Here is a 14084-nt window from a genome sequence, read left to right as displayed (position 1 = left end):
GCCATGGCCGGTACCCTAACCCTGAGTCCAACCCGGCAGCCCCTGGCCCGGCAGTACCGACGTTCGGTTACCTGGCGTGCCGTGCTGCTGGTAACCCTGGCGTTCGCGTTAGTCGCTTCATTCCTCGTGGACGTTGCATCAGGACCATCGAGTCTGGGCATCGGGGACCTGCTGACGTCGCTCTGGGCACCGGAGCAACTGACCGCCGGGGAAAAGGTCATCCTCTGGGACATGCGGCTCCCTTTTGCAGTCATGGCCGTACTGGTTGGTGCCGCCCTCGGCTGGGCCGGCGCAGAAATCCAGACCGCCCTGAACAACCCACTGGCCAGCCCTTTTACTCTTGGCATCTCCGGCGCAGCCACGCTCGGCGCTGCCTCGGCGATCGCGTTGGACCTGAGCTTTACCGGACTGCCCCAATCCACACTGATACCGGTTCTAGCTTTTGCCTTTGCCCTCGGCTGCTGCCTGGTGATCCAGGCGGTCGCCAGCCGCTACAACGCTTCCATCGAAATGATCGTGCTGTTTGGCATAGCGGTCTTTTTCACCATGAATGCCCTGGTGGCTTTGCTCCAGTTCTACGCCGATGCCGATACCGTTCAGCAGATCGTATTCTGGACCCTGGGCAGTGTTACCCGTGCTGACTGGCAGAAAATCGGCCTGGTGGCAGGTGCCATGGTACTTTGCCTGCCCTTTGCATGGCGGCAGGTCTGGGCTCTCACCGCACTCCGGGCGGGGGAAATGCAGGCGCGCAGTCTCGGGTTTGACATCAAGCGGCTGCGAATGGGCGTGCTTTTGCGGGTCAGCCTGCTTGCCGGCGTGGCAGTGGCGTTCGTGGGCGAGATCGGTTTCGTGGGACTGGTGGGCCCGCACATCGCACGGCTTTTGGTGGGCGAGGACCACCGGTTCTATCTGCCTGGTAGTGCCCTGGCCGGGGCACTGATCCTCTCGCTCGCCTCCATCGTCAGCAAATCACTGCTGCCCGGCGTGATTCTGCCCATTGGCATTGTCACCGCGCTGGTGGGCGTGCCGCTGTTTATGGCACTGATACTGCGCAGGCATCGAACCCAATGAGCCAGCAACTGCATATTCAAACCCTGTCCGTGCGCTACGGGCGCAAAACAGTCATCAGCGACCTAAATCTTCCCGTTTTCAACCCCGGCAGCCTGGTGGCAGTGGTGGGCCCGAACGGGGCCGGTAAATCTACGTTACTGAAGGGATTGGCGGGTCTTGAAAGCGCTGGCGGCCATGTCCGGCTTGGCGACAGAGAGCTGAACGGACTGCCGCTGCGCGAGCGGGCGGCGCAGGTGGCCTACCTGCCTCAGACCCTACCCCAGGCGACCAGCCTCAGTGCCTATGAGAGTGTGCTCAGCCTGTGCCGAGCCACCGACATGCCCAGATCGACTCTGGAAAGCCGCATCGAGCGCATATTCGACGAGCTGGAGATAACCAACCTGGCGCTGGCGCCCCTGCAACAGCTATCGGGCGGCCAGCGACAAATGGTGGGGCTGGCCCAGATCCTGGTACGCCAACCGCCCCTGTTACTGCTGGACGAGCCCACCAGCGCCCTCGACCTCCGCTGGCAGATCAAAGTCCTGCAAGCTACCCGGGCCCAATTGTCCCAGGCTGGCAGCATCGCCCTGATGGCCATTCACGACCTGAATCTGGCCCTGAGGTTTGCGGACCAGATGATCGTTATGGCGCCCGGGGGCCTGCGCGCCGTTGGTCAGCCAGCGACCGTGATGACCCCGGAGGTCTGTCGCGATACCTACGGCATTGAGGGACGGATTGAAGCCTGTTCTCTCGGCCATCCCATCGTCGTGATCGACGGATTGACCCCTGAACAAACCGAAAAAGGACCTCGTTCCAGATGAAAACCGTACAAGCGACCTTCAACACTGATAATCCATCGGCGCTGCTCAAACGCCTGTGCAAACACTTTCGCCACAAGGCGCCCGCCGAATGGGACGATCACCAGGGACGCGTGGAGTTCAAGCCCGGGCTGTGCCTGATGACCGCCAGCGAGAAGGGGCTCAGCATTCACTTCGAGGCCGAGTCCGAGCCGGCCATCGACACACTCAAGATGATTCTGGAGACTCACATCCAGCGCATGGCCCGCCAGGACGCGCTGGAACTCGACTGGCAATAGAACGCGCCAACAGAGCCCCCAACGCCAACGCAGCTCAATCGCAGGGGCAGGTCTTGCCTTTTGCCCTACTCCATAGCAGAAAGGAATAGCTTTGGGTTCGAATGAAAAGTTGAGTGATGCTGAGTTCAAGCAAATGCTGAACCTAATAAGTCGCTATGCAAGCACCGAGATGGACCAGTGGGAAGCATGGAAGATTGATTCATCGTTTTCGAAAATCTACGTAGACATTTCCATGAAACCAGAAAGTCCAGGTGCCGAGGAATCGTATACCGATTTTAGTTACCTGATTGTATCACTGGATTAGCTCGTGAGAGGGGGGCGAGTGTATTTTACGGCCCGTCAAATAAACGAGAAATAGTTCTGAAGATCATGTAGCCAGCCTCCTATACAATTGCGGGGTGGCCTGCAACTGGACGGTACTCCCGCTGTGATCTACGGCGTGGTGGTTCTGGTGGCTGCATCCTTTATCGGACGTTTCCTGGCAAGGAGTGGAGGCATCGAGTTCGCCCGCGGGCACTAATCAACACCCGCCAACCTCAACGTCATTTCTCCAGCGGAGATCTCTTCGCACCCTATCGTATTCTGCCCCGCCCACAGGGGTGAAAAGTCTCCCTTACCGAGTTTTTCCGCCGCCGACCGCAGGGGGGCCAGGGCCGCGGCCGCCATGGGGAATTCAGGCACGCTCGAACTGATGGGGCCTTGCGCTTGTATCAGCCGGTTGACGATGCCGCGTGCGGGGCGGCCGGAAAACACGTTGGTGATCTTGGTGTGGGAAGCCTGCTCAGACTGGAGGGCGTGCCGGTGTATGGCGCTGGTTTTGGCCTCGGTACACAGCAGGTAAGCGGTGCCGACCTGGGCGGCGACTGCGCCCAGTTGTGTGGCGGCTCTGACGCCTTCTGCCGAGGCAATGCCGCCGGCGGCAATCACGGGGATTCTTACCCTGGCTTTGATCTGGGGCAGTAACGCGAAGGTGCCCAGGTGCAGGCTCAGGTCGTCAGACAGAAAGTGCCCGCGATGGCCGCCGGCTTCCAGCCCCTGGGCGATGATGGCGTCCGCCCCTCGTTGCTCCAGCCACAGGGCTTCGGCCACGGTGGTGGCGCTGGCCAGGACTTTCACGCCTTTGGATTGGATGGTTGCCAGCAACTCCGGGGCCGGTAAGCCGAAGTGGAAGCTGACCACCGCAGGTTTCAATTCAGCCACCAGTTCGGCCGTCTGTTCATCGAAGGGACGGCGGCTTGCGCCCCCGGCGTCTTCGTTCACTTCCAGCCCCAGTTCCCGATAGTAGGGTTGCAGGCTCTGCCGCCAGGCGGTTTCTCTGTCCGGGTCCGCCGGTGGCTGGGTGTGGCAGAAGAAGTTCAGGTTGAACGGCCGGTCCGTCTCGGCCCGGATCCTGGCGATCTCTTCCCGGATTGTCTCGCCTGGGAGCATGGCACAGGGGAGCGAACCCAACCCGCCCGCTTTGGCAACCGCAATAGTCAGCAGGCTGTCCTGCACGCCGGCCATGGGGGCCTGAATCACTGGGCAGTCCACGTTCAGAAGGTCCCGGAGGGTGGTCATGGGCAGTTCTGCTCCCCTGTTGGTGGGTTAGCGCTTTCGCAGCTCGGTAACGGTTTCCCCTTTCACGCCCCAGTTGTCGGTCGACACCTCGTCGATGACCACGTGGGTGGCGGCGGGGTCCTTGTTCAGCACGTCGACCAGTAGTTGCGTTGTTTCCTGAATCAACCGGCGCTTCTGTTCGACGGTGACGTTTTCGTCGGTGATTTTGATGTTGACGTAAGGCATTGAAGATTCCTCTTTTTTAGTCGTTGGGTGGCCTGCCGGATGCGGCAGGCCTTTCGTGGTTGCCGGTGTTCATTCAGGTGGTGGCTGGCGCGTACATCTTGTTGACGATCTTCCAGACACCGTCCTCCTTCAGGAAACCCAGGTAGTCAGTAAAGTTGCCGTGGGGGAGCGGGCACGCCACTTTCACCATGGCCTGGCTGCCGGCCAGTTCCACCGAGAGGATTCTGTAGTCCTCCGGGTGTCCGATGTGCGCGGGTTTGGGACGCGTTGCGACATCGGCCAGCCATTCATCCAGGGTGCGCCGCAGGCCCGGTGCCTTGAGTACACAGTCCCGGTGAAACAGCGGCGCCAGTCGTTCGGCATCCCCCGTATGCAGGCCCTGAAAATACTCGTTCACCATGGCTTCCAGTTGGGGTTGCTCGGTGTCCATTTATGCCACGGCCCCCGAGTTGTAGTCCTGTTCCCGCTGGATGGCGCGCTTCACGCTGTCGCGCTTCAATACCGCATCCACCATCTGGCGGGTGCGTGGGCCCAGCTCGATGTCCACGGGGAAGAAGTCGCCCCAGCGGGAATACACGGCCAGCAGCACATCGGCGGGGGAGATGTCATGACCCCCAAGATAGGGCGCGTGTTCCAGTTTTGCTTCCACCACCTGCCACAGTTTGTTGATGGCTACCGCCGCGGAATCGAAGATCTGCTGCTTCACCGCCGGGTCTGTCACGTTGGCCTGGGCAAAGAACAGTCGTCCATAGGCGGGGTGCATGGTGGCGTTGGCAAACATCATGTGTTCGATGGCCCGGTGCCGTGCGTCTCCGCTTTCGGGGATCAGGTTGTTCTTATGTTTGTTGAGCAGGTGCAGGATGATCGCCACCCCTTCGTTCAGCACCTTGTCGCCGTCCACCAGCACGGGCACGGTGCCGACGGGATTCAGCGTTTCAAAGCGGTCGGCTTCCAGCTTGTGAACCAGGGTGCTCTCCTGGTCCAGCTCGTTGAGAATCGCCTGCGTGGCCAGCGAGCAAGCGCCGGGGATGAAATAAAGGGTGTACATGGGAAAGCCTCGCTTGTTGGTTGATTGCGTGAGTGCAGGAAAAGTTTGGCGCTTTCCTTCAGGTGCTTAAATGGCAATAATGTGTTTACGCTTTCAACAAAATGGAAACAGTCGGGCCGAGCCGTATGGATAAATTGCGGGCAATGCGCATGTTCGTTCGGGTGGTGGATGCCGGTAGCTTTACCAGTGTGGCCAACGAGCTGAACGTGACCACGTCGATGATCAGCAAGGAGATCGGACGGCTGGAAGACGACCTTGGGGTGAGGCTGCTGCACCGCTCGACCCGGGGCCAGCAGTTGACGTCCATCGGTGAGGGTTACCTGAAACGCTGCCGGGAATTGCTGGTTCAGGTGGACGACGCGGACGCCTACGTGCAGCACATGCAGGAAAACCCACGGGGCAAGTTGCGCATCAATGCGCCCATGGCGTTGGGTATTACCGACCTGTCCCAGTTGTTCTCCGCTTACATGAAGAAATACCCGGACGTGGAGCTGGACATACAGCTGGGAGACGAAAGCCTGGATCTGATCGAGCATGGCTTCGATCTGGGGTTCCGGGCGTCCAGCCAGATGCTGGATTCCAATTATGTGGGCAAGCCATTGGTTCGTTTTACCTACAAGGTGTGCGCGTCAGCCAGCTACCTTGAAAGCCATCCGCCCATCCGGGACGTGGAGGATCTGGCCGCCCATAACTGCTTTGTGTACAGCTATTTCAAGTCGGGCAATTTGTGGCCGCTGGCGCAGGGGATCACCGTGGGCGGTACCCTCAAGGTGAATAGCACGTTGTTCATGAAGCAGGTGATTGAGGATGGGCTGGGCATCGGTTTTCTCCCAAGCTTTGTGGCCAGAGAGGGCATCGAACAGGGCAAGCTGGTGGAAGTGCTGCCGGAGGTGAGCCGCCCGGACTTGACCCTGTATGCGCTCTATCCGAACCGGCAGTTTACGCAGCCGAAGTTACTCAGCTGCATCGAGTTTTTGCAGTCCTGGTTTCTGTCCAGGAATCTGGACTAGGTGTGGCTTTTAACTAGTTAGGGGCAGATCCATTTTAAGTCCCTTCAAACTGACGAAAAATAAGTCTGTCCCGGATTTTGACATCCTGGTGCTGGCCGAGTTGTTCTTGAGTCCAATCAGGATCGTATCCGCGAATGGATTCGTTCGCCATCTTGTTGTGTGCCTCGGGCACATCGCAGAGGAATGTGCTCCTTCCGGCATTGACCAGAACCTGGGGCGTCTGCCGATAGGCTCTGATCAAATTTTGTGCTATTGTCCGCGCCCAATTTGAGCAATCTCAATCCGGCTCGCGTACAATAGCGGGCTATCTGCCACACCAGCCATCACCAGGATTTCCGGTTACCCCATGCAAGCCGCCAAGCCGTTGTTCGACCATCCCAAGTACTGGGCCGAGTGTTTCGGTCCGTCGCCGTTCCTGCCCATGTCCCGGGAGGAAATGGATCAGTTGGGGTGGGATTCCTGCGACATCATCATCGTCACCGGTGATGCCTACGTGGATCACCCGTCCTTTGGCATGGCGGTGATCGGCCGATTGCTGGAAGGGCAGGGCTTTCGGGTGGGCATCATTGCCCAGCCGGACTGGCACTCGAAAGACGATTTCATGAAGCTGGGCCGGCCCAACCTGTTCTTCGGTGTGGCCGCCGGCAACATGGACTCGATGATCAACCGCTACACCGCCGACCGCAAGGTGCGCTCCGACGACGCCTACACCCCCGGCGGTGAGGGCGGCAAGCGCCCGGACCGGGCCAGCCTGGTGTACAGCCATCGCTGTCGCGAGGCCTATGGCGATGTGCCTGTTGTGCTCGGCGGCATTGAGGCCTCGCTGCGCCGCATCGCTCACTACGACTACTGGCAGGACAAGGTGCGCAAGTCGATCCTGGTGGATGCCGGCGCCGACATCCTGCTCTACGGCAACGCCGAGCGGGCGATTGCAGAGGTCGCCTTCCGGCTGTCCTGTGGTGAGTCCATCGAGAGCCTCACCGATATCCGCGGCACCGCCTTCGTCCGCAACGACAGCGCTGAGGGTTACTACGAGCTGGACTCCACCCGCGTCGACCGGCCGGGGCGGGTGGACAAGGTTATCAGCCCCTATGTGAACACCCAGGAGATGCCAAGCTGCGCCACCACCCAGGAGGCCGGCGAACCGCAGGCATCGGACACCACCGTGGTGGTGGACCTGCTGCCCAGCTCCCGCATCGAGCGGGACAAGACGGTGATCCGGTTGCCGTCCTTCGAGAAGGTGCGCAACGATCCGGTGCTGTACGCCCACGCCAACCGGGTGCTGCACCTGGAGACCAACCCGGGCAATGCCCGCGCCCTGGTGCAGAAGCACGGCAACCAGGACATCTGGTTCAACCCGCCGGCGATCCCGCTGACCACCGAGGAGATGGATTACGTCTTCGACCAGCCCTTTGCCCGGGTGCCCCACCCAAGCTACGGCGATGCGCGGATTCCGGCCTACGAGATGATCCGCTTCTCGGTCAACATCATGCGCGGCTGCTTCGGCGGCTGTACCTTCTGCTCGATCACCGAACACGAGGGCCGGATCATCCAGAACCGCTCCCACGACTCCATCATCCGTGAGATTGAAGCCATGCGGGATAAAGTGCCGGGCTTCACCGGGGTGGTCTCGGACCTGGGCGGCCCCACCGCCAACATGTACCGCATCGCCTGCAAGTCGCCGGAGATCGAGGCGGCTTGTCGCAAGCCGTCCTGCGTCTACCCGGGCATCTGCTCCAACCTCAACACCGATCATTCCTCGCTGGTGGAGCTGTACCGCAAGGCGCGGGACCTGAAGGGGGTGAAGAAGGTGCTGATCGCCTCCGGCCTGCGCTACGACCTGGCGGTGGAATCCCCGGAGTACGTCCGCGAGCTGGTGACCCACCATGTCGGCGGTTACCTGAAGATTGCCCCGGAGCACACCGAGGACGGCCCGCTGAGCAAGATGATGAAGCCGGGCATCGGCACCTACGACCGCTTCAAGAAGATGTTCGAGAAGTTCTCGAAGGAGGCGGGCAAGGAGCAGTACCTGATCCCGTACTTCATCGCCGCCCATCCGGGCACCACCGACGAGGACATGCTCAACCTGGCGCTGTGGCTCAAGCGCAACGGCTTCCGCGCCGACCAGGTGCAGGCCTTCTACCCCTCGCCCATGGCCACCGCCACGGCGATGTACCACAGCGCCCGCAACCCACTGCGCAAGGTGACCTACAAGACCGAGAAGGTGGGCACGGTGAAGGACCCGCTCCAGCGGCGGCTGCATAAGGCGTTCCTGCGCTACCACGACCCCAACAACTGGCCGCTGCTGAGGGAGACTCTGATGAAGATGGGCCGCGCCGACCTGATTGGCCCCGGCAAGCACCAGCTGATTCCCAAGACCCAGCCCCAGACCCACGGCTACAAGAGCGCGCGGCGCAAGAATTCCACCCCGCCGGGCAGCCGCAAGGCCGGCAAGCCGATGCTGACCCAGCACACCGGCTTGCCGCCGAGGGACGATGGCAGCCGGCGCGCCAAGCCCAAGGGCCGGCCCGGGCCGGCGGCACGCCGACCGCGTGGCGCCAAGCGCTGATTCGCGGTTCGCGGAAAGGACATGCCTCGTGCAACAACCCATCACCGGCTATCACCTCGACGACGAAGGCCATTGGGTGGCCGAGCTGGCCTGTGGCCATGACCAGCATGTCCGCCATGACCCGCCCTGGATCAACCGCCCCTGGGTAATTGCCCCCGAGGGGCGGCGTCAGCACCTCGGCACCCAACTGGACTGTCGCAAGTGTGACGACGGCGCGCCGAAGGACCGTTCTGCCCTCTGAGGGAGCACACCCGCGTCGCTATAGACCATGGTCGTACTCGCCAGCCCGGCCTCGGGCGCCCCGGGGAGCCAACGGACCTGCGAACCGCCGCCGGTCAGCGGCCTGGCGGGCCTTCACCCCGGAGCGGCCACTCCGTCGGAGCCTTTAACGCTTTACAATCCGATACATCATCGCCGCTCCTGCTGTGCATAATTGGGCCGATAACAACAAAGAATGCACAGTGGAGTCATATCGATGCGCGTACTGAGCCGACTGCGAATTCGTTCCCGTCTTTTGCTTGTAACCTTCGTGCCCGTGGTGCTGACTGCGGTGGCGGCGGCCTGGATATCCGCCAGCCAGGTTCGCCAGAACGGTGAGGCGGAGCTGGCACGGCTGCAACAGACGCTGCTGGAGGCCCGCAAGGAGGGGCTGAAGAACGTGGTGGCGACGGCCCGCTCGGTGGTCGAGGAAGCCATGAACGATCCACGGTTCACCGAAGCCGAGGCCAAGGAAGCCGCCCGCAACCGGTTGCGGGCCATCTCCTACGAAGGCGGCAACTACATCTTTGCCTATCGCCGGGACCTGTTCAATCTTGCCTACCGTCCCGACCCGTCCCGGGAAGGCCCGACCACCAACCCCGACGTTCGCGAGCTGCTGGGCCACATCTGGCAGGCCGCCGAAACCGGCGGCTACCACAGTTACCAGTGGCCCAACCCGGCCAGCGGAGAGGTGGAGCCCAAGGTGTCCTTTGCCGTGGTGATTCCGGAATGGGACTGGATGATTGGCACCGGCGTCTACACCACGGATATCGACCGGGTGGTGGCCGCTGCGGCGGCAAACGTCAACGACCAGGTGAGCTCGACCATCGTGACGGTGCTGTGGGTGACGCTGACGGTGGTGGCACTGGCATTGGCCATTGGACTGGTGGTCGGCCGCACCGTGACCGGCCCCCTGCAGAAGGTGACGGAGACCATGCGCGGTATTGCCGAGGGTGAAGGGGACTTGCGTCAGCGTTTACCGGATGAGGGCAGGGACGAACTGGCCGAGCTCGGGGGGCAGTTCAACGCCTTTGTCGGCAAGATTCAACACACCATCCAGCAAGTGGGCGGTGCCACCGAGCAACTGGCCGCGGCGGCGGAGCAGCTCAGCCAGGTGTCCCAGGAAACCAGCCGTGCGGTGCAGGAACAGGGGGCGGAAACCGACCAGATCGCCTCCGCCATCAATGAGATGGCGGCGACCATCCAACAGATATCCAGCAACGCCAACGAGGTGGAGAGCTCCGCCTCCGATGCGGACCGCCTGGCCCGGGACGGCGGCGAGACCATCGGCAATGCCCAGCAGGCGGTGAACGACCTGTCCCGGGAGATCGAAAGCAGCGCCCAGAGCATCGAGGCCCTGGCCGCCAAGTCCGGCGATATCCAGCAGGTATTGGATGTCATTCAGGCGGTGACCGAGCAGACCAATCTGCTGGCGCTGAACGCGGCCATTGAAGCGGCCCGGGCCGGCGAGCATGGCCGCGGGTTTTCGGTGGTGGCGGACGAGGTGCGTCAGCTGGCCCAGCGCAGTGCCGAATCCGCTGACCAGATTCGCGAGATGATCGAGGGTTTCGTCAGCGAGTCCCACGTTGCCGTGGAGCGGATGAAGCAGTCCCAGGGACACTCCGGGGAGACGGTGGAGCGCATCAATCATGCCACCAGCAGTCTGCGCACCATTGAGGGCTCGGTGGGCAACATCCACGATCAGGTCATCCAGATCGCCGCCTCGTCGGAGCAGCAGAGCCAGGTGGCCGAGGAGATCAACCAGAATGTGGTTCGTATCGTCGAGGCGGCCCAGCGCAGCGACACCGGCATCAACCAGACTAGCCAGGCCAGCCAGGAACTGGCCCGGCTGGGGGAGGACCTTCGTGGTCTGGTGGCCCGATTCAAGGTGTAACTAACTGACGAATAGCCCATTAGGGACTAAGCTATGGCGGAAAACAGGCCAGGTCCGGATTTTCTATGGTCAGGCCCTGGCCGGTACCGGCATAGATTCAATGGAGCCGTTATCCTTCATGCACTCCCCTGACAGCCCAAGTGCTGTGGCACTGATTTTCCCATCCATTCCGTTTTCCCGGGGGGGGCGCACCGCGTGACTTTTTCCCTCTGGGCCGCCCGGGTCTGCGTCATCCTGGTGACGCTGCTGGGTGCCTATATGCTGGATCGCCAGAACTATCAGGCCTTTATTGAGCAGGAGCGGGTGGATGTGACTCGCCAGCTGGCGGTGTTGCGGGCGCAGCTGGAAGGCAGTATCAACGAGAACATCCAGACCATTCGGGGGCTGGTGGCGGTGATTGCCACCGAGCCGTCCATGGATCAGCCCCGGTTTGCCGAGATTGCCGAAGTGGTGATGCAGAACCGTCAGGAGCTGCGCAACATTGGCGCCGCGCCGGACATGGTGATTCGCCTGATGTACCCGCTTGCGGGCAACGAGGAGGCGGTGGGATTGGACTACCGCAGTAACGCCGCCCAGTGGCCCAAGGTCAAACAGGCTGCCGAAACGGGTCAGTTGGTGCTGGCCGGCCCGGTGGACCTGGTGCAAGGGGGGCAGGCGTTCATCGGTCGGGTGCCGGTGTTTGCCCGGCCCGCCGCCGGTGAACAGAGCCGGTTCTGGGGGCTGGTGTCTGCGGTGATCGATGTGCAGTCGCTGTATGAAGTGGCGGGTTTCAACGACATCCGGGATCTCCAGGTTGCCTTGCGCAAGGTCACCGGGTCCGGTGAGCCCGGCGAGGTGTTCTTTGGCGATGCCCGGGTTTTTAATCAGACGCCGACGATCCTCCCGGTGCCCGTGGCGGGCGGCCTCTGGGAAATTGGTGCTACGCCAAAGGGAGGGTGGCCCAGTCAGGCGGACAACACCATTGAGTTTCGCACCATGCTGGTGGGCGCCGCGTCGTTGATCCTGTTGCCGGGAATCTGGCTGACGGTATCCCTGCAACGGGAACGCACCAGCCAGCAGCGCCTGCAGGCATTGTTCGAGCTGTCGCCCATGGGGATGGCGCTGATTGAGCGGCGCACCGGGCATTTCATTCGTCTCAACCCGGCGCTGGTCAACATGTCTGGTTTTTCGACGTCGCGGCTGGAGACTCGCGGCATTGGCGAAATCCTGGTGGAACCGGACCAGGGCTATCCCTGGCAGGGGCTGCGGGAGGGAGACCGCTTCGGCCCGGCGGAATTCCGCTGCCGGCGATACGAGGGCGAGCCCCTGCCGGTGTTGCTGGCGGGAGCTTTGCTGCGGGATGTGGGTGGCGATACCCTGGTCTGGACGGTGTTCCAGGATATCTCCGAGCAGAAGCGGGTGGAACGGATGAAGAGTGAATTCGTCGCCACCGTCAGCCATGAATTACGCACGCCACTGACCTCGATCGCCGGCTCGCTCAAGCTGATCCGCGAGGGGATGGTGGGTGTGCTGCCGGATAAGGCGAAACAGATGGTGGACATCGCCCAGAAAAACAGCGAACGGCTGACCCACCTGATCAACGACCTGCTGGATATGGATAAGCTGGTTTCGGGCAAGATGCGTTTCCAGATTCGTCCCTGTCCGCTGGCGGTGTTGATGAAGTCCAGTCTAGAGGGGATTGCCGCCTACGCCGACGACCACGACGTTACCCTGGAGTACGAGAACCGGGCCGGCCCGGTTGCGGTGCAGGTGGACGAGGCACGGTTCCACCAGGTGATGGATAACCTGCTCTCCAACGCCATCAAGTATTCCCCGGCCGGTGGCCAGGTGTCGGTGGTGGCCACCCAGTTGCGGCAGTCGGTGCAGATTGCGGTGTGCGATGAGGGGCCGGGGATTCCGGAAAGCTTCCACAATTTCGTATTCGAGAAGTTCGCCCAGGCTGATGCCTCTGATCGGCGGGTGAAGGGCGGTACCGGGCTGGGACTGGCCATTGCCCGGGGATTGCTGCTTCGGATGAATGGCACAATCCACTTTGAAACCGGCGAGGGCAAGGGAACCTGTTTCTACATCACCCTGCCCAAGTCGGGTTAGGGCGAGGACTGACGCGCCAGTTGGAGCAGCTTGCGTTGCCGACGCGCCCGTCGCGCCCGGGCGGTGACGGTGGTGATCAGGTAATCCGCGGCCACCGGCTTGGGCAGGAACTCGTCGCCGCCCAGGCCAATGATGGACATCTTCCGCCAGGGGTCCGATTCCGCCGAGAGAAACAGTATCGGCAGGGGTTCGTGGCGCTCGTCCTCCCGAATCAGGGCTGCCAGTTCGGCGCCGTTCACTTCCGGCATGTTGAGATCGAGGATCAGCACGTCGGGCCGGAACTCCTCGAGCTGATTCAGGGTTTCCAGCGGCTGGTTAACGGTCAGCGTCGTCAAGCCGGCCCGGCTCAGCACCAGGCCATAGGCGGCCAGTACATCGGCATCGTCGTCCACCAGCATCACCCGGTAGGGTTTCTCGGGAATGCGCAGGGACAGCTCGTCGGCCATGCGCACCAGTTGCGGCGCGTCCAGGGGTTTGGTGAGGTAGCGGGTTGCACCGGCCCGCAGGGCTGCCAAGCGGGCGTGGATGTCCTGCATCGCCGACACGAACACCACTGGCGGCAGGTTGTCATGGGCCTGTTTCAATGTCTGGATGCGGTCCGCTCCGGCGTATTGGTCGCCGTCGAAACGCATGTCCATGAAGATGATGTCCGGTCGCTCCAGGCTGACAAACAGATCCGCATAGACGGTCACGGCGCTGAACACCTCGACCTGATAGCCGGCCTTGCTGAGCGTACTTCGGATCAACTCAACCTGGATGGGGTCGTCATCCACCACATGGGCCGTACAGTGGGATTTGGGCGCCTGGCTCAGGGGCGCATCGATTTCGGAGAAGCCCGTATCCGGCTCGAACGGGGGCTGCTGGCACTGCCGCAGTTCTTCGGTCAGCTGACGCAGCTGGTTGATGCGCTTCTGGCTCGGCCAGCTGGAGGCGCGAAAGGTCTCGTCGACCAGGTCGCTCATTTGCCGCGCCTTGGCACTCACCCGGGCCACGCCGAAGGTGCCGGCCGCGCCGATCAGCTTGTGCAGGCGCTGGTGCAGCTGCTCCAGGCCGGCAAGCACCTGGGAGATGTCGCGCTGATCCAGGCTTTCCCGCAGATCCAGCAGTGCCGTCTGAATGGCGTCGACCCGCTGCGGCAACTCCGCCAGGAAGTTCTGACGCAGCCTGGCCAGTTGGGGGGCTACGGAGGGGGGCGGTTGGTGGTTGGCGTCTCCGGAATCTTCCATGGCAGCGTCGCAGCTCCTTGCGCTCCTTTAACGCTATCGTCCCGCTTCCCTCCGTAGCCC

At 62.1% G+C, this 14084-nt stretch carries 13 protein-coding genes; 8 read left to right on the top strand and 5 right to left on the bottom strand.

Features of this window, described 5'->3' with window-relative positions:
• Positions 1-3 precede the first annotated feature (3 nt).
• Genes R3175_RS04355 through R3175_RS04345 form a run of 3 tightly spaced genes read left to right on the top strand, consistent with a single transcriptional unit; the run spans position 4 to position 2146 of the window.
• The gene (locus R3175_RS04355) at positions 4-1071 is read left to right on the top strand and encodes an iron ABC transporter permease (protein WP_318942643.1); all 1068 of its coding nucleotides are present in this window, start codon (positions 4-6) and stop codon (positions 1069-1071) included.
• Positions 1068-1871 carry an ABC transporter ATP-binding protein gene (locus R3175_RS04350; protein WP_318942642.1) on the top strand — a complete coding sequence of 268 codons (804 nt, stop codon included), beginning with the start codon at positions 1068-1070 and terminating at the stop codon, positions 1869-1871. Before R3175_RS04355 ends, R3175_RS04350 begins: the two co-directional genes overlap by 4 nt.
• On the top strand, positions 1868-2146 hold the full coding sequence (locus R3175_RS04345) for a DUF2218 domain-containing protein (protein ID WP_318942641.1): 279 nt from the start codon (positions 1868-1870) through the stop codon (positions 2144-2146). Before R3175_RS04350 ends, R3175_RS04345 begins: the two co-directional genes overlap by 4 nt.
• A gap of 516 nt (positions 2147-2662) precedes the next feature.
• Here R3175_RS04345 and R3175_RS04340 read toward each other — a convergent pair.
• The 4 genes from R3175_RS04340 to R3175_RS04325 form a co-directional block, all read right to left on the bottom strand.
• Positions 2663-3703: a nitronate monooxygenase gene (locus R3175_RS04340; RefSeq protein WP_318942640.1), complete on the bottom strand. Its 1041-nt coding sequence runs from the start codon at positions 3701-3703 to the stop codon at positions 2663-2665.
• Between the two features lie 27 nt (positions 3704-3730).
• Positions 3731-3928 carry a 4-oxalocrotonate tautomerase family protein gene (locus R3175_RS04335; protein ID WP_318942639.1) on the bottom strand — a complete coding sequence of 66 codons (198 nt, stop codon included), beginning with the start codon at positions 3926-3928 and terminating at the stop codon, positions 3731-3733.
• A gap of 73 nt (positions 3929-4001) precedes the next feature.
• The gene (locus R3175_RS04330; protein ID WP_318942638.1) at positions 4002-4358 is read right to left on the bottom strand and encodes a nuclear transport factor 2 family protein; all 357 of its coding nucleotides are present in this window, start codon (positions 4356-4358) and stop codon (positions 4002-4004) included.
• The gene (locus R3175_RS04325; RefSeq protein WP_318942637.1) at positions 4359-4976 is read right to left on the bottom strand and encodes a glutathione S-transferase family protein; all 618 of its coding nucleotides are present in this window, start codon (positions 4974-4976) and stop codon (positions 4359-4361) included.
• Between the two features lie 143 nt (positions 4977-5119).
• Between R3175_RS04325 and R3175_RS04320 the strand changes: the two genes are divergently transcribed.
• The 5 genes from R3175_RS04320 (at position 5120) to R3175_RS04300 (ending at position 12798) form a co-directional block, all read left to right on the top strand.
• Positions 5120-5986 carry a LysR family transcriptional regulator gene (locus R3175_RS04320; protein ID WP_318942636.1) on the top strand — a complete coding sequence of 289 codons (867 nt, stop codon included), beginning with the start codon at positions 5120-5122 and terminating at the stop codon, positions 5984-5986.
• Positions 5987-6332: 346 nt separating this feature from the next.
• Positions 6333-8555 carry a YgiQ family radical SAM protein gene (locus R3175_RS04315; protein ID WP_318942635.1) on the top strand — a complete coding sequence of 741 codons (2223 nt, stop codon included), beginning with the start codon at positions 6333-6335 and terminating at the stop codon, positions 8553-8555.
• Positions 8556-8583: 28 nt separating this feature from the next.
• Complete coding sequence (locus R3175_RS04310; RefSeq protein WP_413231726.1) at positions 8584-8796, top strand: DUF3565 domain-containing protein; 213 nt, start codon at positions 8584-8586, stop codon at positions 8794-8796.
• Between the two features lie 234 nt (positions 8797-9030).
• The gene (locus R3175_RS04305; protein WP_318942633.1) at positions 9031-10707 is read left to right on the top strand and encodes a methyl-accepting chemotaxis protein; all 1677 of its coding nucleotides are present in this window, start codon (positions 9031-9033) and stop codon (positions 10705-10707) included.
• A gap of 195 nt (positions 10708-10902) precedes the next feature.
• Complete coding sequence (locus R3175_RS04300; RefSeq protein ID WP_318942632.1) at positions 10903-12798, top strand: ATP-binding protein; 1896 nt, start codon at positions 10903-10905, stop codon at positions 12796-12798.
• Here R3175_RS04300 and R3175_RS04295 read toward each other — a convergent pair.
• Positions 12795-14024: a response regulator gene (locus R3175_RS04295; RefSeq protein WP_318942631.1), complete on the bottom strand. Its 1230-nt coding sequence runs from the start codon at positions 14022-14024 to the stop codon at positions 12795-12797. The genes R3175_RS04300 and R3175_RS04295 overlap by 4 nt on opposite strands.
• Positions 14025-14084 lie beyond the last annotated feature (60 nt).

Source organism: Marinobacter sp. (genome assembly GCF_033722735.1).
Classification (GTDB): Bacteria; Pseudomonadota; Gammaproteobacteria; order Pseudomonadales; family Oleiphilaceae; genus Marinobacter.
This window is presented reverse-complemented; position numbering and strand designations above follow the sequence as displayed.

Excerpts from the sequence above, each read along its gene's own strand:
- R3175_RS04355 (WP_318942643.1), top strand. The coding sequence starts at position 4 with ATGGCCGGTACCCTAACCCTGAGTCCAACCCGGCAGCCCCTGGCCCGG.
- R3175_RS04350 (WP_318942642.1), top strand. The coding sequence starts at position 1,068 with ATGAGCCAGCAACTGCATATTCAAACCCTGTCCGTGCGCTACGGGCGC.
- R3175_RS04345 (WP_318942641.1), top strand. The coding sequence starts at position 1,868 with ATGAAAACCGTACAAGCGACCTTCAACACTGATAATCCATCGGCGCTG.
- R3175_RS04340 (WP_318942640.1), bottom strand. The coding sequence starts at position 3,703 with ATGACCACCCTCCGGGACCTTCTGAACGTGGACTGCCCAGTGATTCAG.
- R3175_RS04335 (WP_318942639.1), bottom strand. The coding sequence starts at position 3,928 with ATGCCTTACGTCAACATCAAAATCACCGACGAAAACGTCACCGTCGAA.
- R3175_RS04330 (WP_318942638.1), bottom strand. The coding sequence starts at position 4,358 with ATGGACACCGAGCAACCCCAACTGGAAGCCATGGTGAACGAGTATTTT.
- R3175_RS04325 (WP_318942637.1), bottom strand. The coding sequence starts at position 4,976 with ATGTACACCCTTTATTTCATCCCCGGCGCTTGCTCGCTGGCCACGCAG.
- R3175_RS04320 (WP_318942636.1), top strand. The coding sequence starts at position 5,120 with ATGCGCATGTTCGTTCGGGTGGTGGATGCCGGTAGCTTTACCAGTGTG.
- R3175_RS04315 (WP_318942635.1), top strand. The coding sequence starts at position 6,333 with ATGCAAGCCGCCAAGCCGTTGTTCGACCATCCCAAGTACTGGGCCGAG.
- R3175_RS04305 (WP_318942633.1), top strand. The coding sequence starts at position 9,031 with ATGCGCGTACTGAGCCGACTGCGAATTCGTTCCCGTCTTTTGCTTGTA.
- R3175_RS04295 (WP_318942631.1), bottom strand. The coding sequence starts at position 14,024 with ATGGAAGATTCCGGAGACGCCAACCACCAACCGCCCCCCTCCGTAGCC.